This is a genomic window from Mycobacterium intermedium (genome assembly GCF_002086275.1).
Lineage (GTDB): Bacteria > Actinomycetota > Actinomycetes > Mycobacteriales > Mycobacteriaceae > Mycobacterium > Mycobacterium intermedium.
The window spans coordinates 35,556-56,401 of the sequence record NZ_MVHT01000037.1 but is presented as its reverse complement, the minus strand read 5'-3'; the positions used below and the strand labels follow the sequence as shown (position 1 = coordinate 56,401).

Genomic DNA, 20,846 nt, shown 5'->3' with positions numbered 1-20,846 from the left:
GGCGTTGGAGCCACGGCGGCACCGTCCGGCGGCCGTGGCGGCGCCGGCGGTCTCTTGATGGGTAACGGCGGGGCCGGGGGAGCCGGCGCTGCAGGTGCGCCAGGTGCGCCCGGAGCCCTCAATGTCGACAACGGTGTCGGCGGCAAGGGTGGTTCGGGTGGCGCCGGCGGCGACGGCGGTGCGGGAGGAGACGGCGGTCTCGCGGGGCGACGCGGCCTGCTGGGCGGTGCCAACGGCGCTCACGGGGCAGCCGGTAACGGCGGCCGAGGCGGCGACGGAGGAATCGGGGGCGACGGCGGCCCGAGCGTATGGGAGCGGGGCGGCCAGGGCGGATCAGGTGGCGCCGGCGGCGCCGGCGGCGCTGGAGGCAACGGATATGTCCCTGGTAGTGGCGGCGAGGGCGGTGCCGGCGCAGCGGGCGGCGCCGGCGGCGCGGGATTGAGCTTCGGCTCCGCAGGCACGGGCACACCCGGGGAGGCGGGCGAGGCAGGATACGGTCCTTACCAGACCAGCGGCGGTCTTGGCGGTCTTGGCGGAGTTGCCGGCGTGGGCGGCGCCGGCAGCGGCGGCGGCACGACAATCGCCGTCGGCGACAATCCGCAAGGGTTGGCCGTCGGTCCCGACGGCAAGATCTACGTCGTTAACAGCGGGAGCGGCACGCTGTCGGTGATCGACCCCGCGACGAACACGGTAATCAAGACTTACACGCTCGGCGGTGACACACCCACCGATGCGGTGGTCGTCACCGGGCAAGGCGGCACGGATTGGGTCCATTTCGTCGGCGACTCGTATCAGTCATACGCGTTCTTTGACACCACTAACCCCAACACCATCTACCACACGTCCATCGGCGAATGGCCGACCGCTTTAGCGGCAAACTCCGAGGGCTATATCTTCATCACCGATATCACCAAGGTACCCGGTTTCGAAGACTCCCTGTACATAGCCGGGCCCGGCGGCGACTTATTCGCGCCGAGATGGTTGGGCTATGACGCCAACCCGGTAGCTGTGGCGGTTAGCGAGGCCGGTCCTAATGATGGCTACGTCTACGTGGCCAATTCGGGTACCAGCTCGGTGGCGGTGTTGATGCCGGACCTGGGCTTGTACACAATCTCCCTCCCAGGCACCACCCCTGCCGGCATTGCGGTCAACAACTCGGGCACCATCTACGTCACCGACTCGGCCAACAACACGCTGTTGGTGATCACGCCGACTGAAGTGGGCTTCCAGGTGAACCACGCGATTACCGCCACCATCCCGGTCGGCCTCCAACCCGGCGGAGTGGCAGTCGGTCCCGACGGCACCATCTACGTCGCAAACCTGGGCAGCAACACACTGTCGGTCATCGACCCCGTTACCAACACCGTCACCGGTACCGTCGCCGTAGGCGACATGTCGGGCGATATCGTGGTCGGCTCCAACGGTGCCGTCTACCTCACCAACGGTGCCCACGACAGACTCACGATTATCAGCTAGAGGCGTGCCCACCGGTCTCGACGGTCTGCAACCGGTTTCATCACAGCGCTTGCGGGTAAGCGGCGATCACCGAACCTTCCCACGGCTTGACGCCCACACCTCACCGGGAAGGTGCCGCTGTCGAATGATCCAGGAGCAACCGTGACCGACGTGTCCTCAATCCCGCCCGATCCCGACGACACTCGCGACGTCCTCACCGACCGGCACTGCGTCCCCAACGAGCACGTGTCGGTAGCTCGGGCTCGGTAGCTCGGGCAGCGGGGTCTGACCATGTTGTTGTTCTTCAGCTTCGGCAAAAAACAGAAGTATCTCGGCCCTGGCGATGTGCGGACGTGTCCGCACTGCCACAACACCACGCAGTGGACGCGGATGCGGGAGTTCAACCAACTCTCCGTGTTTTTCATCCCGGTAGCACGGTGGAAGCGCCGGCAGTTCGAGGTGTGCGGCATCTGCGGTGCCGCTATTGCCGTGTAACGCTCGCCCGTCGTGACGGCGCGACGCGCGGTCACCCCGCGTCATCACTGATCCGGCGCGACAAGCTATAACATTCCGGTGGCGTGCCTCACGAACTAAGCGAATCTTTCTCGTTGTTGCGGTCTTTCGTGAGATTCAGGCACGTTGGACAGACCTGTAAGCAGTCGGAACGGGGCGCCGCTGCCCTGTTGGTGGCTTCACGATCTGCAACAGTGCCGTAGCGGGTCACGACCCTCGGATCAAGCCGCGTCGATGGGGCCCGATGTCAGTGGCGCAAGACAGAATCGGTACACCGCCCACACAACGCGGGCATCGGCAGGTGGGAGCGACCTCGTCACGCGGCGGGTGACACTCCGACGGGATCCGATCGCTGCGGCGGCGGCCTTCGGGGAGGCCCCGGGAAAGGACCAACAGTGAGTTACAACGCCGCGGACATCACCGAACTCGACGATGTGCAGCACACGCGTCTGCGGCCGGCGGTGAACCTGGGCCTCGACGTCCTCAACACGGCATTGCGCGAGTTGGTGGACAACGCGATCGAAGAGGTCGCCGATCCCAGCCACGGTGGTTCCACCGTGACGATCACTCTGCACGCCGACGGATCGGTCAGTGTCGCCGACGATGGCCGCGGCTTGCCTGTGGATTCCGACCCGGTTACAGGCAAGAACGGCATCGTCAAGACACTGGGCACCGCACGGGCCGGCGGCAAGTTCTCCGCGCACAAGGATGCGACGAGTACAGGTGCAGGTCTGAATGGGATCGGCGCTGCCGCAGCGGTGTTCATCTCCGCACGAACCGACGTAACGGTGCGACGGGCCGGAAAGACCTTCCTGCAGAGTTTCGGCCGCGGCTACCCCGGCGTGTTCGATGGGAAGGACTTCGATCCGAACGCCGCCTTCACCCGCGTCGATACCCAGAAACTGCGCGGCTCTGCCAATCGGAAGCCGGAAGCGCACGGCACCACGGTGCGCATTCTGTTCGATCCGGCCGTGGTGCCCGATTCAACCGTCGATATCGGCGAGGTACTGCTGCGGGCGCACGCTGCCGCACGGATGTCGCCGGGGGTGCACTTACACGTCATCGACGAGGGCTGGCCCGGCGATGAAATCGCACCCGCATTGCTCGAGCCGTTCAGCGGCCCATGGGGCACCGACGCCCTGTTGGACCTCATGTGCACCGCCGCCGGCACTCCCCTACCCGAGGTGCGCGCCGTCGTAGAAGGTCGCGGCGAATACACCACCGGACGCGGCGCCACCCCGTTCCGCTGGTCGTTGACGGCCGGCCCGGCCGAACCTGCCACGGTGGCCGCGTTCTGCAACACCGTGCGTACTCCCGGTGGCGGATCTCATCTGACCGCTGCCGTCAAGGGCCTGTCCGAAGCTCTGGCCGACCGCGCCTCGCGCATCCGTGACCTGGGTCTGGCGAAAGGCGAGGGCGGCCCGGAGGCACAGGATTTCGCGGCGGTCACGGCGCTGGCCGTCGACACCCGGGCCCCCGATGTGGGTTGGGACTCGCAAGCCAAGACCGCGGTGTCGTCGCGGTCGCTGAACCTCGCGATGGCACCGGACGTCGCACGCAGCGTCACCATCTGGGCGGCCAACCCCGCCAACGGAGACACAGTGTCGCTGTGGACCAAGCTGGCACTGGAGTCGGCGCGGGCCCGGCGCAGCGCCGAAGGCGCCAAGGCCCGGTCCCGCGCGGCATCGAAAGCCAAAGGGCTGGGCACAAATTTGTCCCTGCCGCCGAAGCTACTACCCAGCCGAGAAACCGGCCGCGGGTCGGGTGCGGAACTGTTCCTTTGCGAGGGCGATTCCGCTCTGGGCACCATCAAGGCGGCGCGCGACGCCACGTTCCAGGCGGCGTTCCCTCTGAAAGGCAAGCCGCCCAACGTCTATGGGTTCGCCCTGAGTAAGGCGCGGCTCAAAGACGAATTCGATTCGATCGAACGCATCCTGGGGTGCGGCGTGCGAGACCACTGCGACCCGGAAATGTGCCGCTATGACCGGATACTGTTTGCCTCCGACGCAGACCCCGACGGCGGCAACATCAACTCCAGCCTCATTTCGATGTTCCTGGACTTCTATCGGCCCCTCGTCGAAGCCGGGATGGTCTACGTGACGATGCCGCCTTTGTTTGTGGTCAAGGACGGCACGCAGCGCATCTACTGTCAGGACGAGTCCGAGCGCGACGCCGCGGTGGCCCAGCTACGCGCCACTTCCAAACGGAAAGTGGAGGTACAGCGCAACAAGGGCCTCGGCGAGATGGACGCCGACGACTTCTGGAACACCGTGCTGGATCCGCAGCGGCGCACCGTGATTCGGGTGCGTATCGACGACAACAAGTCCAATTTGCACCACATTCTGTTCGGCGGACCGCCGGAAGGGCGCCGTACGTGGATGGCCGACGTCGCTTCCCGCGTGGACACCTCCGCGCTGGACTTGACCTAAAAAGCGTAGGAGAAGCGCCGTGACCGCGACCCTGGATGTTCCCGAACAGAACCCTGATCTGGTGCTCGACCAGAGCGCCGACGACTACTGGAACCACTATCAGCTGACCTTCGCGCTCTACAGCGTCAGCGACCGCGCCATCCCTTCGGCGTTCGACGGCCTCAAGCCGGGCCAGCGACGTCTGCTCTACCAGATGCACGACTCGAGGCTGCTGCCCGGCAACAAACCGCAGAAGTCGTCCAAGGTCTGTTCGGCGGTCACCGGCAACCTGCACCCCCACGGTGGCGCGTCGATGTACGGTGCCGCTGCGCTCATGGCCGGGGAGTTCCAGCGCGTGAAAGTCATTGACGGCCAAGGCGCGTTCCCCCGCATCCAAGGAGACATTCCCGCCGCCGACCGCTACACCGAAATGCGACTGTCCGCCCCCGGCGCAGCGCTGACCGCCGAACTCGACGATCACGCCGTGCCGATGGTGCAAACCTTCGACGGAGAATGGACCGAACCGACGGTCCTGCCGGCACGGTGGCCGGTGCTGCTCTGCAACGGTGCCGTCGGCATTGCCGAAGGTTGGGCCACCAAGGTGCCGGCACACAATCCCCGCGAGATCATGGCCGCCTGCCGGACGCTCTTGGCCAAGCCGAACCTGTCCGATGACGCCTTGTGCGAACTGATTCCCGGTCCCGACTGGGGATGTGGATCCACGGTGGTCGGCACCGCTGGACTGCGTGACTACCTGACCACCGGCCGGGGCTCGTTCACGGTGCGGGGCACGGTGTTGATCGACGGCAAGAACTGCATTATCACCGAACTCCCGCCCGGCGTCGCCAGTGGGACTGTGCAGGAAAGGATCCGGGCCCTCGTCGAATCCGGAGAAATGTCCGGCGTGGCCGACATGTCCGATCTGACCGACCGCCGCAACGGGCTGCGCATCGTGGTCACCGCCAAACGCGGTCACAGCGCCGAAACAATCCGTGAGCAGCTCCTTGCACTGACACCACTGGAGTCGACATTCGCTGCCAGCCTCGTCGCCCTGGACGAGGACCGAGTCCCACGCTGGTGGTCGGTACGTGAGCTTATTGCCGCGTTCCTGTCGCTGCGGGACTCAGTGGTGGTGCGGCGCAGCGAATATCGGCTGGAAAAGGTCACCGCGCGGCGCCATCTGGTGGCCGGCTTGATGATCATCCACTTGGACATCGATGCCGCCGTGGCGGTGATCCGTGGCTCCGACACGGTCGATGAAGCCCGACTGGGCTTGCAGGCCCGGTTCGGAATCGACGCCGAGCAGGCCGATTACGTGCTGGGGCTGCAGCTACGCCGACTCACCAAGCTTGACGTGATCGAGTTGAAGGCCGAGGCGGAGAAGCTGGACGCCGAGTTCGCGGTGCTGACGGAACTGGTGTCGAATCCCAACGCACGCCGCAAAGTGATCAACAACGAGCTGAAGGAAACGGCGAAGCTCTTCGACGGTCCGGAGTTCGACCGTCGCACGGTGCTGGATTCCTCGGCCACGCCGACGGCATCGGGTTCCGACGACGCCGGGCCGCGCGAGCGGAAAGTCAATGCCGCCTGGCGCCTGGACGACCGTGGTGTGTTCTCCGACAGCCACGGCGACCTGCTCACGTCAGGCCTGGGTTGGGCGGTGTGGACCGACGGGCGCGTCAAGTTCACCACCGGCGCCGGTCTGCCCTTCAAGATCCGCGATATCCCGGTGGCACCGGACATCACGGGACTGCTGCGGTCGGGTGTGCTCGCACCCGGGTCACATCTGGCGCTGGTGACCCGGCGCGGGAAGGTGCTGCGTATCGACCCCGCGGCGGTGAATCCGCAGGGCGCGGCCGGTAACGGCGTGGCTGGAGTGAGGTTGGCGGCCGGTGACCCTGGTGACGAGGTCATTGCCGCGTTGCCGGTCTCCTGCGCGAACGGGGAAGCCATCCTCTCGACTTCCGAAAAAGGCTGGAAGGTAACCGAAGTCGCCGATATCCCCGTGAAGGGCCGCGGCGGTGCTGGCGTCGGGTTCCACCCGTTTGTCAGCGGCGAGGACTCGCTGCTGACGGCGTCGATCTCGGTGGCTGGGTTCGTGCGTCGCGGGAAGCCCGTGCGTGCGGAGAAGCGCGCGAAGGCTTCGGTCAAGGGGGCGAGCACCGACGTGACGCCTGCGGCTACGGAGTAATGGCGGCGGCCATCTGCGCGTTTCCGACTAGGTATGCAACGCCCGCCAGGTCACATCAAGGCTTCGAGGTGAATGGCTTTACGCACGGTGGCCCGCCTACACTCCCGCGGATGACGGAATGGGGTGGGTTGCGGTTGTCTGTCGACGAGCTACGAATCATGGCCAGTCGATGGGCAGGGCTTAGCGCTGAACGCTACATGTGGGCACAACCGGAATCGGGTCCGTCATGTCAGCCCACCACCGCCGCGGTAGCTGCGATCAATACGGCAATTGGCACTGCCGACGCGGCGCTGACGGCGCGGGCGCACGACACCGCAGCCGCGGTGGTGACCTCCGCGTTCAGCTACAGCGACAACGACGACGCTGCTGCGGCGGCGGTTGCCCTTGTACGGCAGACGGTTTCGGTGTGATGCTGCCAACCCTCTCACAACTACGCGCCTGGGACACCGAGCATTTGATCAACGCCGCAAACAATTGGACCGCTACCGCCGATCAATGGGAAGAAGTGTTCATACAAATACGTAACCAAGCCCACTCCGTTGCCTGGAGCGGAGCCGGCGGCGACGCGCTCCGAGATCGGACCACAGCCGACCTGTCGACCGTCGACAGCAAAGTGGCCCAACTGCGGAACGCAGCAGCGCTCGCACACACGGGTGCCGGGGAAATCGGCACGGCATGGCGAAGAGTCATATACGCCGTCGACGATGCACAAAGAGCCGGCTTCGAAGTCGGCGAAGACTTGTCAGTGCTCGACACTCACCAAAGCACTACCGATGCAAGGCACCTCGCTCGGCAGACTCAGGCCGAGGCGTTCGCCGGAGACATCGTCTTGCGCGCCAGTCACCTCGTCGGCATAGAGCAAGCCGTCTCCGGTCAGCTGACAGCGACTGCTGGTGATGTGGGCACCATCAGCTTCACCTCGGCCGTGGCCGCCAAACGCAAGGGCAACGTCCATCAAGTCGACTGGCCACATGACGGCAGCCACGGTCCCCCGCCCCCCTTTACTCCGTGGGACATCCCTGATGGAACACCGGCCCCGGTCACCGGCGATGCGAACAGAGTTCCGCACGCGCCGCTCGCAGAAGTGCCGAAACCGCTAGAAGACTTCGCTCGATACCAAGTTTACGGTCATTCGATCCCCAATCCGTCGGCTCCGAACGTCACGGCCGCCGAACTACGCCTGGCTCTTCTGCAGCAGCGGATTGAGTACGACAAATTTGTGGAGTGGTTCAACACGACCTACGGCGGCAATGTAAGTCAAGCCGAGCTACTTCAACGTATCGCAGCCTTTGACGCCGCCGCGATAGGAGTGGCCGCCAGCCTTCCTTTGCTTCCGGAGGGCGCTCCTGCGACGGCTGCGGCAGCTATCAATCTGCTGATATCGGGGTACCGGCTCGCCGTCGCCGATCCTGGATACGCGCAAATTCCGGTTGCCCGGCAGCCTTGAAATGGCCCAATTGGCATTTGTATCAGCGCTGACGGTGTGCGCTGGACCATTCCTGGCGGTCATGCTGTGGGTCGCAGCGCAGCTTGACGCACGCGACGCAGAGGTCGACTTGCGTTGCAGTGCAACACAGTACAGATGCACACCTTTTCTCGCCCCACTCGGATGTGGGCTCGCATCGCTCGTCCTCGGATGGTTGCAATGGCGAAGCGGATCCGAAGTCGCACCACTAATCCTGATGCTTGCCAGCGCGATGATGACCGGCAGTAGCGCCTACCTGGCAGTACGCAACCGCCGCCGACAACAATAGGCCGGTGTCGTAGGGTGCCGCGGCACCGTTGCTGCCAATGCCATGATTTGGGGCGTGAATTCCAAGAAAGGACCGAGCCCGGCGGTAAACGCCGCCAACACCCTGACCGCGCGGTGGTGCAATCTCATGGGCGCCGAGGACTATGCCCTCTCGGGAGCCGGCCTATGGCCGCTGCTGGCACTGCTCGCCTCTGCGGCCGACGACCCGGCTGGCGCCGAGTTGGCCGCGGCCCTCGACCGGCCTACCGACGCGGCGCAACAGGAAGCATTGGAAATCATCGACCTCCTCCGTGGCGGCAAGTCGACGACCGCTGCGCTGGGCATCTGGACCCGCAAAGGTGTTCCGCTGGAACAGGGTTGGGCGGCCTCGCTACCCGAAAATGTCGTGGGAACTCTCACCGATCAGGCGGCCCTGGACCGCTGGGCGGACGAGCAGACCGCCGGACTCATCGACACGTTCCCACTCAAGCTCACCGACGCGACCCTCTTGGTGCTCGCCTCCGCGCTCGCCGCCCGGGTGCGCTGGCGTACACCGTTCGACGGCTGCCCCCGCGACCGGGGCGCGATGTGGCCGGACGATCCGGGTCCCGCCGATCAACAGTCACTGAGCCGCACCACCTCGGACCTGTCCATCGCGGCGGTCCTCGATGACGCGGTCACCCGTGTCGTCGTTGAAGGCGACGGCGACGTCGACGTCCACCTGCTTCTCGGCGACGACCAGCCGCCCGCCGAGATCCTCGGCGTCGGCCTGCGTGAACTCTCCGGACAGGCCCAGATCCGCCCGGCCGCCGACACCGGCGACCGCGGTGGCCCGGGGCTGACCGTGGAGCGGCTGAAATCATCAGACCCCGAAGACATTCTGGACCTGTCGCTGCCCTCCTTCGAGATCAAGACCGAGCACAACCTGCTGGACAATTCAGAGCTGTTCGGGCTCGGCCTTCTGACCGACACCACAACATCGCACCTGCCGCGGCTGAGCCCGATCCCGCTCGCCATTTCCGCCGGCGCCCAGGAGGTGCTGGCCAGATTCTTCGCCGAGGGATTTGAAGCCGCCGCCGTCACCGCCTTCAGCTTGGAAGTGGGCTGCGCATTCCCCGACCCGCGCTATGAAGTCACCTACGCCAGAGTCGTATTCGACCGTCCTTTCGGCTTCCTCGCCGTGCACCGGCCCAGCCGCCTCGCCGTCGTGGCGGGCTGGGTCAAAAGTCCCTTCCAGCCGGACTGAGCCGACCGCGACCCTCTGCCACTCCCAGCGCCTTCCGGCTGCCTAGATCTGCCTGAAACGGCGTCCTTTGGTTGGCGGCCTGAGAATCTGCGAGGTCTAGTGTGGCTGGATGGGTTTGTTCAGTCATGAGGAGTTCCCGGACCCGGGCGGGGGCGAAGGCGGCGGCGCCGGTGGTGGGGTTGTTGAAAGGGCTCGACGTGCCGAGCTGGGCGAGTACGGGGTGGATGACCCTGTGGTGGTCGGTCCGGGGTTGCCGCCTGAGGATGGTTCGTGCGGTCAGTTCGCTGTGCAGTTCCACGTGTCCACGTCAATGCTGTTGGGGCTGAAACGTATCGCTGATATGCGTGGCGTGAGCGTCCCGGAGCTGTGCCGGCAGGTGATCGGTGTGTTCGTGGCCCAGCAGGAGGGCGAGCTGGATGCGCTGCTTGCTGCTGAGGCCGAGGCGGCTGACTACCGGCCGAGTCTGGGTCAGTCCTAGTCGGGGCCCGCCCGAGGAGCGCCGCCGTCAACAGCGGAACTTGGCCAACGAAAGGCGGACCTACAGCCGGCGGCGGCGGACTCACCTAGCCATGTTGGTAAACCGCGACAAGTGCAGTTGATGCGCGACGGTCACCGTCTTCGTCGGGCCGTTACGGTGTTTGGCCAAAATGAAATCCGCTTCTCCTCCACGCGGATCGTCGCGATCAAATGCGTCCGGCCTATTCAGAAGAATGACCATATCCGCATCTTGCTCCAGCGAGTTGTGCAGACTAACTAAGTTTGCGACGAAGTTGTGGGTACCGTCGACGGTCCCGTCGTAAACGTCGTGTTCGCCGATACTGGTGATCTCGACGATCGTGTCCCAGTAGACATCGCTGGTTGCCAATGCGTGAATGTCGCGATCTGCGAGGACCGAGGCCGCGCGGTGCAACCTGGATCGACTGGGCGCGTGCTTCCACATGGTCGATCCGCAGAACTGACTGCTCATGGCGGCAGCAAACTGCCGGTGGGTCATCTGCTTGTCGGACAGTGCTTTGCGGATTTGATCCCATATTTCTTGCGGCACGGTGTCGAGGTTCGGGTTGCGAACCATCTTCTCCAGGTGAGACAAAACCTCTTGTGCCGCTACCGCTTTGACACCATGCACGCCAACGTGTCGAAGGAATCTCGCTTGATTCTCCGCACCGTAGATGTACAGATGCCATGCGTCGCGATAACCGAGTTTTCGTGCCGGCTTGATCCGCGCGTAGACGCCCATGCGAAGCAGCAGATGCGCCACGTCGTCGATCAGCTGTCGACTGGTCGACCCGTAGTAGATCCGTCCTTGGCCGGCCTTCGCGTCCCAGCGCACCGAACCATCGGTAGCCCAGAGGTGCCTCAGGAACAGCGCCACCTGGACATTGGGAGCGCGGAAAACCGCTTCCGGAACGAACTTTTCGTAACTGCGCTTTCCAAAGAGCCCCAGCCCGTCGAGCCACTCGGCGATCGGGTTCCGCTTGCCGTGGGTTAACCGGTACGGCGCCGGCAACCGCAGCGTGGTCACGCGCGCCGCCGCGTACTCGTCGCGAATCGCGGTAACACCGAAGTGCGCCGCGGCAGCGGTCACGGCCAGCAGGTTGGCCTCGTCCACCGATGCGTACCGAATCGGTTGGCGCTTCACGCATGACCCGGCGCCGATCATGTGGGCCAACAGTATGAGCTCGGACTCGTGCATCTCCTGCGTGACCACAGGCTCGGGTACCCGACGCGGTGCCGCGACGCGGTCCCCGATCTTCAACTCCTCCAACGGGGTCCAACCCTCAAGCTTCATGAACGGGTGGTTCCCGGTGGCTTCGACCTCACGGCCCGAGGCCAGGCGCACCCGGAATACCTCCTTGCGCCCGCTGGGGAACACGTTGGTCATCGGTCGTGCGACCATCCGCAGCTTCTCGTCCAGGGACCACACCAGCGGTCGTTCCCCGGTCCGCATGAGTTCACCAAAGGTGACTTCGGCGCCGTTGTCCGCGCGCAGGATTCGCGTCGCGGCGGTCAGACATCCCGATTCGCGAAGATCCGACAACATCGGTTTCTTATCAGTCCGCTGCTCCGGCCCGCGGTTCAGCTGACTGATCGCCACCACCGGAACCTCAAGTTCCTTTGCCAGCAACTTGAGGTGCCGCGAGAATTCGGAAACCTCCACCTGCCGCGACTCGTGCTTCTTGCCCGAGGTCATCAGCTGCAGGTAGTCGACGACGACAAGCTTCAAGTTGGACTTCTGGCGAAGCCGGCGCGCCTTGGCCCGAATCTCCATCATGGTCAGATTCGGCGAGTCGTCGATATACAGTGGCGCCTCGCTGATTTCGCTCATGCGACGTGCGAGCCGAGTCCAGTCGTCGTCGGTCATCCGGCCCGAACGCATATCGGCCAGCTTGATTTTCGCTTCGGCCGACAACAGCCGCATCACGATCTCGGACTTGCTCATTTCCAGTGAGAAGATGACGCTGGCCATCCGGTGCTTGATCGAGCAAGAGCGCAGGAAGTCCAGTCCGAGAGTGGAGTTGTGGGTCGGCACCATTCCCCTGCCGGCGAGATACAGCCGCTCCGGGTTGTCCACCTGCACGCAGCGCACGGCGACACTCGGCACTCGCCGCACCGACTCGATCTGCAGCACCGGGGTCATGACGGCGGTCCGTCCGTGGCTCTCGTGCGAGCCAGCCGGCGCGATGGCGTCCAGGCCGCCACGCAACCGGGCGGAGGTGCGAATTCCATAGCGCGTGGGCCATTGGTGCTCGGCGTCAGCGATGATCGTTGTGCCGTCGGAGAATTCGATTTCGTAGCACGGGTGGCCCAGCATGACCTCGGTCGCGGCCACCACTCGCGTTGACCGGCCGGCGGCGTCCAGCAACTCGTCACCCACTGCGACGTCACCCATGGTCGTCCAGCCGGTCGGTGTCGGTAGCGGTGTGTCCAGCGCCAACGCCTTCCCGACGCCGGGGCGGGCGGCGACGATGATCATCTGCCCGGGGTGCAGTCCATTGGTCAGCTCGTCAAGCTCGGTGAAGCCGGTCGGCACGCCGCGTGCGATGCCGCCGTTGGACGCGATGGCGTCGATCTCGTCCATCGTCGGCTGCAGCAGATCTTCAAGCGGCACAAAGTCTTCGGACAGCCGACGGTCCGCCACATCGTAGATCTCGGCCTGCGCCCGGTCGACCACTTCGGCCACGTCCGCGCCCTCGGCGCCCGCATACCCGTACTGCACTACCCGCGTGCCGGCTTCCACCAGCCGCCGCAGCAGCGCCTTCTCGGCGACGATGCCCGCATAGTAGCCCGCGTTGGCCGCGGTCGGCACTGTTGAAATCAGGGTGTGCAAATAGGGCGCTCCGCCGATGCGGCGCAGCATGCCACGCCGATCCAGCTCGGCAGCCACCGTGACCGCGTCGGCCGGCTCCCCGCGGCCGTACAGGTCCAGGATCGCGTCGTAGACGCTCTGGTGCGCCGGGCGGTAGAAGTCGCCGGGCCGCAACCGCTCCAGGACGTCGGCGATGGCGTCTTTGCTCAGCAACATCCCGCCGAGCACTGACTGCTCCGCGGCAATGTCCTGCGGGGGTTGACGGCCGAATTCCTCACTAGGCGGCGGCTCGTCCATGCCGGGGTGAGAAAGATCGTCAACGACCGCCATCGGTTGCCACCTCCTCTGCTAAGAGCCCTGCTGTCAGCTTACGAACATACGTTCGATGATCGCTATTCAGAGCATAAGCCACGGATCCGACAACCCCCCCACCGTCCAGACGCGCGCCACTTGCGCCGCGAGAACGTTAAACGTTGCTGGCGAGTACTCCAAGGGGGTGTTGTTCATGAAGCTGTGCATCGTGTGTGCATATCCATCGACAGCTGTGTTGAGGCGGGTGTGGAGAACCTGTGGATTAGTGCGCATCGTTGCGACATCACCCCTGCTAGTCGCCATATAACGCCAGGGGTTTGGTGTGGACAAGAATCTCCTCGGCGTGTCGCCGCAGGTTACGAAGTCGGGCGTGTTGGTTTTCGACCATATTTTGCTTGCGTTACGCATCGGTAAAGGGCGGTGCGAGAAAGAGCGCTCAAAATAGTTCGCCAGCAAGAGGTTCGCTGGCCGCGGTCGCAGCCGGTCTCAGGCCGGTCTGGCGGCAGCCCAAAAACCCGGTGGCGCCCCTTGGGCAGCCACCGGGTGTTGGGGTAGGTGCGGAGTTAGCTCTCGGCGACGACGTCGACAGAAACCTCGACGTCGATTTCGGAGTGCAGCTGTGCGACCACGGTATGGGTGCCGATGGTCTTGATGTGCGCCTTGGGCAGCCGCAGGATCCGCTTGTCGAGGTTGGGCCCGCCGGCCTTCTTGATGGCGCCGACGACGTCGGCGGCGGTGACCGAGCCGAACAGCTTGCCGGAGTCTCCCGCGGTCTTCACCGGCAACTGCACGGGCCCGAGGGCCTCGAGCGCCGTCTTGATTTCGTTGGCGTGCTCGCGGTCGCGCACGGCCTTGGTTTCGCGGGCCCGGCGGATGGCGTCGGCCTGCTTCTGGGCACCACGCGAGGCCACGATCGCCAGCCCGCGCGGCAACAGGAAGTTACGGCCGTACCCGTCCTTGACCTCAACCGTGTCGCCGACCGAACCCAGGTGGTCGACGTCGGACGTCAAAATCAGCTTCATCGTTTACGTACTTTCGTTGGGCGGCCCGGCAATTACCGCGTCGCAGAGGTGAACGGCAGGAGCGCGACCTCGCGGGCATTCTTCACCGCGATGGCGATGTCGCGCTGATGCTGCACGCAGTTGCCGGTGACCCGGCGCGCCCGGATCTTGCCGCGCTCGCTGATGTAGGTCCGCAGCAACGCGGTGTCCTTGTAGTCGATCGCTTGGTCCTTCTTCGCGCAGAAGACGCATTTACGCGCCTTGACCGGCTTCTCCGGAGCCGGGCGCCGCTTGCTGGACTTGGCCATGTGTGTCTTTCTTTCCGTTCTTTACTGGTCTGAAGTTCTGTTGGGTCAGAAGGGCGGTTCGTCGTCGGCGCCGCCGAAGGAGCCCGACGCCGGGGCGCTGCCCCAGGGGTCCTCACCCGATCCGCCGCTTGGCTGCGCCGGTGCCGGGCGCGAACCGCCGCCTCCTCCGTAGCCGCCCCCGCCGCCGCTGCGGCTGGCCTTATTGACCTTGGCGGTGGCGTACCGCAGCGAGGGTCCGATCTCGTCGACCTCGACCTCGACGACGGTGCGCTTTTCGCCTTCACGGGTCTCGAAGGAACGCTGCTTGAGCCGGCCGGTGACAATCACCCGCGCTCCCCTGGTCAGGCTTTCGGCCACATTCTCGGCCGCCTCGCGCCAGATGTTGCAGCGCAGGAAGAGCGCCTCGCCGTCCTTCCACTCACCGCTCTGGCGGTCGTAGATCCGGGGCGTGGAGGCCACGGTGAAGTTGGCGACGGCGGCACCCGACGGCGTGAACCGCAATTCGGGATCAGCGGTCAGGTTTCCGACGACGGTGATGGTCGTGTCACCAGCCATAAATGCCCTCCTTGTTCGGCCTGACCTCGCCTGTTGGGATAGTCATGACGACTGTACGCAGCCGTGCTGACAGCCAGCCGACCGCTAGTGCTTATCCGTCCGCATCACCTTGGTACGCAAAACCGACTCGTTCAGGCTCAGCTGGCGGTCGAGTTCGGACACCGTCGCCGGCTCCGCCTTCAGGTCGATGACCACATAAATGCCTTCGGCGTGCTTGGCGATCTCGTACGCCAACCGCCGCCTGCCCCAAATGTCGACCTTTTCGACCGTGCCACCGTCTTTCCGGACGACGTTGAGGAACGTCTCCAGGGACGGGGCGACAGTACGTTCGTCAAGCGTGGGGTCGAGAATGACCATGATTTCGTATGGACGCATGGGAACCTCATCACCTCCTCTGGTCTCAGCGGCCACGGCGGATTCCGTGGCAGGAGGGTCGCCTGCGTCGGCAACCGCACCAGGTTACCGGATGGTGCGTGCAGTGCAGAAATCAGCTTATTTGCGCGACTGCAGAAACTCCGCGACCCGAGCCTTCGTCGCCTCGTCGGCCTTCTCGAGTGCCCCCGAGTCGAACGGGGGCTGCGGGTCGTACTCGATGAGCAGCTGCGCGGCCTGGGCCGACTCGCGATCCACCAACAGCTCGACGAGCCGCAAGGCCATGTCGATGCCGCTGGACACCCCGGCGGCGGTGATGATCCGCTGCGGCAGGTGCTCGACGACACGGTGGGCCACATAACGCGCCCCCAACTCGTTGAGACGGTCCGCGGAGCCCCAGTGCGTCGTGGCGGTTAGTCCGTCGAGCAGGCCGGCGGCGGCAAGCAGCAGCGCGCCGGTGCACACCGACGTGGTGAACCTCGTGTTCGGGTGCACCGACCGGAGCCAGCCGAGAAGGACCTCGTCGTCGAGCAGTACCCGAGTGCCGATGCCGCCGGGAACCACCACCACTTCCGGTGCCGGAACTTCGGCGAAGGTCGCGTCGCACGTGACGCCGAGCATGCCGTTCTCGGTGCGCAGTTCCCCGCGCTGATGCCCGACGAACACCACTTCCACCGACGGAATGCGCTGCAGGACTTCGTATGGGCCTATCGCGTCCAGCGCCGTGAACCGGGGAAACAGCGGGATCGCGACTTGCATCATGCCTCCTTGGCGACCAGCTCTGGCTCCTTGGCGACCGCGACCGCACGTCGCCCGGGGCCCGGACGCAGCCACGTCGGTAGCCAATCGGGCGGGGCGTCGGGCGCGCGGTCGAAGACGCCCCCGCTCGGGTCGTCGATGCGGCCCATCCAGCGCACGAGATCCTCGTCGGGCCGGTAGATCTGTCGAACGACCAACGCACAGAGCGCCATCACCGCGAGGTCACGCAGCAGCACCGTGGTGGTGAACCACTGCTCAGGCAGCGACCGACTCTGGTTGCCATACAGGTAGTACATCCGCGGCACCCATACCAAGGCGTCAATCGTCATCCACGCCAGCAAGATTCGCCGATGCGGCAGCGCGAGCACCGCCAGGGGCACCAACCACAGCGAGAACTGGGGGCTCCACACCTTGTTGGTCAGCAGGAACGCTGCGACCACCAGAAACGTCAGCTGCGCCAGCCGTGGCCGCTGCGGAGCCGTCAACGCGACGTAAGTGATTGCCGCGCAAGACGTCAGGAACAACACCGCAACGACGGTGTTGAGCACCGTCGGCGGCTCCCAGAAACCTAGCGACGGATCGAAGCCGCGCCAGCCGGTGTAGGACTTCACGACATTGAACAGCGAATCCATGTCGTCGCCGCGGCGGGCATTGAGCCGGAAGAACTCTGACCAGCCGCGCGGAAAGAGCACCATCACCGGCAGATTCACCAGCAGCCACGTCCCTACCGTCGCCGCGGCGGTTCGCGCGACCGCAGCGTAGCGCCCACTGCGAATGGCCAGTACCAGCAGCGGACCCAGGAATAACAGCGGGTAGAGCTTGGCCGCGACGCCCAGCCCGATCAGCACACCCGCAAGCACCGGCCTGCGCCGCGCCCACGCCAGCAACCCACCCATCGCCAAAGCCGTTGCCAGCGCGTCGAAGTTGGTGAAGATCTGAAAGATCACCAGCGGTGACGCGGCGACCAGCGCCGCATCCCAAATCCGGCGACCGGCCAGGCGCGCGGTCGCCGCGATGGTGGCCAGCCAGGCCAGGGCCAATCCCAGTGCGGCGAAATTGAAGAACATCACCACCTCGGCCACCACCGGGATCGAGATGATCTTGGTCAACGCGCTGTAGGTCTTCGCCAGGGCCATCGAAACGTACTGGTACATCCCGGTCAGCACCGGATACTCCATGTAGCGCACCGCTATTTGGCCGTCGTAGCGGACCTGCGGGGTGCCGGTGCTGTCCTTCTCGACCCAGCTCGACTTGTACGGCAGCTCCCCCCTGTTCAGCAGTTCGGCGCCGTAGAGCGGGACCGTGTCGGAGTAGCACAACTGGTAATAGGCGCGCTGGTTTGCCCAATTGGCCACCCGATGTTCGGCCGGGCCGGTGTCGGAGCTCTGCAAGCAGGGCGCCTTCGTCGACCAGCCAAGCGCCAGGAACACCAATGCGATGAGAAACATCACCCGTAGCGGTGTCATCACCCGCGCTCGCCCAATCAGGGCGTGCCGGCCCACCGGCCCCCCGATGACGTCGGCCAACGCCGCACCGAGAAAGTCGGTCCGACTGGGGCAGTCACGGTTGTCAGCGCTGCGCAGGTCAGCGGCTAACGGTTGGGGCGAGATGACGGAGCGTTGTTTGGGGACGCCGGTCACGGCGGCGGTGGAGGCTCGAAGGGCGCCGGCCCGCCCGGCGGCACCGTCGGCGGCACCGTCTGTGGTTCTGTTGGCGGCGGTGCCGGCGGCGACGGCCCGACGGTGATGGTGGTGGGCGGCCCGACGGGAATGGTGATTCCCGGCGCCACTTCAACCGTGGGCTGAATGACGGTTTCCGACGGCGGCGGTGGCGGTGGCGGTGGCGGTGCGACCGGCACGCCCGCGTACCCGCCGATCTCGGTGGGCTTGGGGAAGCTCTCGTTGTCAGTACCCTTCAGGGCGCCGTCCATGGTCGCCTTCCAGATGTCCGACGGCAGACCAGACCCGTAAACCGCTGCGCCCGAAGCTGTTTCCAACGGTTTGTCACCCTTGACCGTCCCCACCCACACGGCCGTCGCCAACGATGGCGTGTACCCGACCATCCAGGCGTCCTTGTTGTCGCTGGTATCACCCAACTGCGTGGTGCCGGTCTTGGCCGCCGCTGGGCGTCCGCCCGCGAGGTTGTGGCCTCGTGAGTAGCTCGGAATCGGCACCATAGCGGCGGTCACGTTGTCGGCGACCGCCTTGGGGATGCGTTGCTCACCGGAGTCGTCCCGGGTGGCGGCATCGAACAGGACCTGACCTTCGGAGTTGACCACCTTCTGCACGAAGTGCGGTTGGTGGTAGATGCCGGAGGCTGCCAGTGTGGCGTACGCGCTCGCCATATCGATCACGCGGGTCTGGTACTGGCCCAACACGATCCCGTTGTTCGGCGGTCCGCCCTGGCCGTCTTCGGAGAGCGTGTGCGCAACACCGGGGAAGCTCTCCGCGACACCGGCTCGGTGCGCGGCATCGGCGACGGCCTGCGGCCCGCCCTTGAGCTTGAGCATGAGCCGGTAATACGACGTGTTCAGCGACATCTTGAGCGCCTGGGCGAGATTGCAGGTGCCGCAGCCCTCGCCCTCGACGTTGGTGATCTTGATGCCGTCGACCGTCAGTGGCGAGCTGTCTATCTGGTAGCCCAAACCGATCCCCTGCTCGAGGGCGGCCACCAGGGCGAACACTTTGAATGACGACCCGGTTTGCAGGCCAGCTTGGGCGAAATCGAAGCCCTGGGCGTTGGATCCGCCGTAGTACGCGCGCACACCGCCGTTGTGCGGGTCGATGGAAACCACCGCCGCGCGCATGTCGGGGTCTTGGCCGTCGAGGTACTTGGCGACCGCTTTCTCAGCGGCTTGCTGGGCCTGCGGATCGATCGTGGTGGTGACCTGCAACCCCTGCGTATTCAGGGTCTGCTCGTCAATGTTGAACAGTTCGAGCAGTTCCTTGGTCACCTGCCGTTCGATCAGACCGTTAGGTCCGCTGGTCTGGTTCTGCGCGCGGGCGAGTTCCGGCGGGACCGTTCGGGGAAACACCTGCGCTGCACGGTCTTTCTCGGACAGCGCCTTGGTCTCGACCATGCCGTCGAGCACCCAATTCCAGCGGGCGAGCGCACCCTCTGGGTCGACCGCCGGGTCCAGGGTGGAGGGCCGCCGGATCAGCGCGGCCAACAGCGCACCTTCGGAGACGGTGAGCTGCTCGACCGGCTTGTCGAAATAGGCCTTGGACGCCGCCGAGATTCCGTAGGCGCCGCGGCCGAAGTAGATGATGTTCAGGTAGGCCTGCAGCACATCGTCTTTGGACCACTCTCCTGCCATCTTGGTCGCGATCACGAGCTCTTTGGCCTTGCGCACCACGCCGCGCAAACCGTGCTGTGCGGAGCCAACCAAGGCGTTCTTGACGTATTGCTGGGTGATCGTCGACCCGCCCTGTAGATCGCCGCCGAGCAGGTTGTTCTTCGCCGCCCGGGCGAAGCCGCTGAACGAGAAGCCCGGGTTGGTGTAGAAGCCGCGGTCCTCGGCCGCGATCACCGCCTGGCGGACGTGGGCCGGTACCTGGCTGAGGTTGACGTCCACGCGATTGCCTTCGGGTGGAACGATTCTGGCGATCTCTGAGCCGTCGCTGGCCAGAATGGTGGAAACCTGGTTGGTGCGGATGTCACCGGGCCGGGGAACGTCGACGATCAGGTAAGCCATCCCGAAGGTGACGATGGGCAACAAGATCGCCACGGCCGCAATGATGTACGCCGAGCGTCGCACCCAGCGCCAGTTGATCTGTTGCGACCAGGTCGGCTTCGTACGGGCCGTCGGGCCATCGGGCCGCCGGGGCGTGGGCCCCGATGGCGGCCGCCCGGCTGGGGCGTCCGGTCGCCGACGTCGGCCGGACGGCGCGTCCAGCGCGGCCTTGACCTGGTCGATCTCGTCGGGCTCCGGCGACAATTCCGACGGCTTGTTAAGCGCGGCCTTGACCTCGTCGATCTCGTCAGGCTCCGGCCCTGCGTCTTCGGGGACCGCCGGGAGGATCGTGGTGTGTCTGTCGTCGGGAGGAACATGACGACGGACCCCGGGGGCCGGACGCGTGCCCTCTTCACCGCCGGCGCCCTCCTGGGGCGACTGGTGATGCCGTCCTTCGCTATTCACTGGCTGTGCGGGCTCCGTCCCCCGCCGCTTGACTGCCCCGGGTCCTCCCGGTCCCGGTGGGCCGCTTCGGGGGTTGCGCTGGGCGGGGCGCGCCCAGCACGTAGGACTTGACCAAGTGGTTCCAGCTGCAGGTGCGGCACACCTCCACCACGTGCACCGCGAACTCGGAGAACCGGGTCGCCAGCATGACCAGCTCTTCGGCGGTGCGCGCCGAGCCCGATACCGCGCCCAGGTGCTCGCCGAAGACCCAGGACACCAGCGTGAGCTGCTCCTTCCGGCAGATCGGGCACATCACCTGGCTTGGTTTCCCGTGAAACTTTGCTGCGCGCAGCAAATACGGATTCGCGTCACACACCTCGGTCACCCCGGTGCGTCCCGAATACACCTCCGCCAGCAAAGAGCGCCGCCGAAGCGCGTATTCCACTACCTGTCGCTGCAGTCGCACGTTGACCAGACTACGTCGCGATCCTGACCACCGATATGCGCCGACACCGTTGTTGCGCGGGTTCGGGGGTGTTCGTTGAGCACTGTGAACAACGGACTCCTACG

General features: G+C 65.4%; 16 protein-coding genes and 1 pseudogene. 8 read left to right on the top strand and 9 right to left on the bottom strand.

Annotation, left to right across the window (positions count from 1 at the left end; all coding sequences use genetic code 11):
* From BST27_RS34510 to BST27_RS14865, 8 genes are all read left to right on the top strand, one after another.
* Positions 1-1,476, top strand: a 1,476-nt coding sequence (locus BST27_RS34510) for an NHL repeat-containing protein (RefSeq protein WP_170062322.1), incomplete at its 5' end; no start/stop codon positions are given.
* Positions 1,477-1,746: 270 nt separating this feature from the next.
* On the top strand, positions 1,747-1,950 hold the full coding sequence (locus BST27_RS14895; protein ID WP_069420711.1) for a zinc-ribbon domain-containing protein: 204 nt from the start codon (positions 1,747-1,749) through the stop codon (positions 1,948-1,950).
* Between the two features lie 413 nt (positions 1,951-2,363).
* Positions 2,364-4,397: a toprim domain-containing protein gene (locus BST27_RS14890; RefSeq protein WP_069420710.1), complete on the top strand. Its 2,034-nt coding sequence runs from the start codon at positions 2,364-2,366 to the stop codon at positions 4,395-4,397.
* 19 nt (positions 4,398-4,416) lie between these two features.
* On the top strand, positions 4,417-6,567 hold the full coding sequence (locus BST27_RS14885) for a DNA gyrase subunit A (protein ID WP_069420709.1): 2,151 nt from the start codon (positions 4,417-4,419) through the stop codon (positions 6,565-6,567).
* A 110-nt stretch (positions 6,568-6,677) separates the two neighbouring features.
* On the top strand, positions 6,678-6,977 hold the full coding sequence (locus tag BST27_RS14880) for a hypothetical protein (protein ID WP_069420708.1): 300 nt from the start codon (positions 6,678-6,680) through the stop codon (positions 6,975-6,977).
* Positions 6,977-8,014, top strand: a complete 1,038-nt coding sequence (locus BST27_RS14875) for a hypothetical protein (RefSeq protein ID WP_069420707.1) — start codon at positions 6,977-6,979, stop codon at positions 8,012-8,014. Before BST27_RS14880 ends, BST27_RS14875 begins: the two co-directional genes overlap by 1 nt.
* 361 nt (positions 8,015-8,375) lie before the next feature.
* Positions 8,376-9,545, top strand: coding sequence for a serpin family protein (locus tag BST27_RS14870; protein WP_170062321.1), 1,170 nt, complete (start codon positions 8,376-8,378; stop codon positions 9,543-9,545).
* 109 nt (positions 9,546-9,654) lie between these two features.
* The gene (locus BST27_RS14865; RefSeq protein WP_069420705.1) at positions 9,655-10,023 is read left to right on the top strand and encodes a hypothetical protein; all 369 of its coding nucleotides are present in this window, start codon (positions 9,655-9,657) and stop codon (positions 10,021-10,023) included.
* A gap of 81 nt (positions 10,024-10,104) precedes the next feature.
* On the opposite strand, the gene BST27_RS14860 is transcribed toward BST27_RS14865, so the two are convergent.
* The 9 genes and pseudogenes from BST27_RS14860 to BST27_RS14820 form a co-directional block, all read right to left on the bottom strand.
* A complete protein-coding gene (locus tag BST27_RS14860) occupies positions 10,105-13,182 on the bottom strand; it encodes a replicative DNA helicase (RefSeq protein WP_069420704.1) in 3,078 nt (1,025 codons plus the stop codon).
* Between the two features lie 545 nt (positions 13,183-13,727).
* Positions 13,728-14,186, bottom strand: coding sequence for a 50S ribosomal protein L9 (gene rplI, locus BST27_RS14855; protein ID WP_069420703.1), 459 nt, complete (start codon positions 14,184-14,186; stop codon positions 13,728-13,730).
* Between the two features lie 32 nt (positions 14,187-14,218).
* Positions 14,219-14,473: a 30S ribosomal protein S18 gene (rpsR, locus tag BST27_RS14850; RefSeq protein ID WP_069420702.1), complete on the bottom strand. Its 255-nt coding sequence runs from the start codon at positions 14,471-14,473 to the stop codon at positions 14,219-14,221.
* A gap of 45 nt (positions 14,474-14,518) precedes the next feature.
* Positions 14,519-15,028 (bottom strand): single-stranded DNA-binding protein, encoded by a 510-nt coding sequence (locus tag BST27_RS14845; protein WP_069420701.1) that lies wholly within the window; start codon positions 15,026-15,028, stop codon positions 14,519-14,521.
* A gap of 84 nt (positions 15,029-15,112) precedes the next feature.
* Positions 15,113-15,403, bottom strand: coding sequence for a 30S ribosomal protein S6 (gene rpsF, locus BST27_RS14840; RefSeq protein ID WP_069420700.1), 291 nt, complete (start codon positions 15,401-15,403; stop codon positions 15,113-15,115).
* Between the two features lie 117 nt (positions 15,404-15,520).
* Entirely contained in the window at positions 15,521-16,162 is a 642-nt protein-coding gene (locus BST27_RS14835) for a DJ-1/PfpI family protein (protein WP_197518155.1), read from the bottom strand.
* Positions 16,119-17,799: pseudogene (locus BST27_RS14830) on the bottom strand (glycosyltransferase family 87 protein); the annotation flags it as partial. The gene BST27_RS14835 and the pseudogene BST27_RS14830, both read right to left, overlap by 44 nt.
* Positions 17,796-20,297 carry a transglycosylase domain-containing protein gene (locus BST27_RS14825; protein ID WP_069420698.1) on the bottom strand — a complete coding sequence of 834 codons (2,502 nt, stop codon included), beginning with the start codon at positions 20,295-20,297 and terminating at the stop codon, positions 17,796-17,798. The pseudogene BST27_RS14830 and the gene BST27_RS14825, both read right to left, overlap by 4 nt.
* Positions 20,290-20,742: a DUF5318 family protein gene (locus BST27_RS14820; RefSeq protein WP_069420697.1), complete on the bottom strand. Its 453-nt coding sequence runs from the start codon at positions 20,740-20,742 to the stop codon at positions 20,290-20,292. Before BST27_RS14820 ends, BST27_RS14825 begins: the two co-directional genes overlap by 8 nt.
* Between the last annotated feature and the right edge of the window lie 104 nt (positions 20,743-20,846).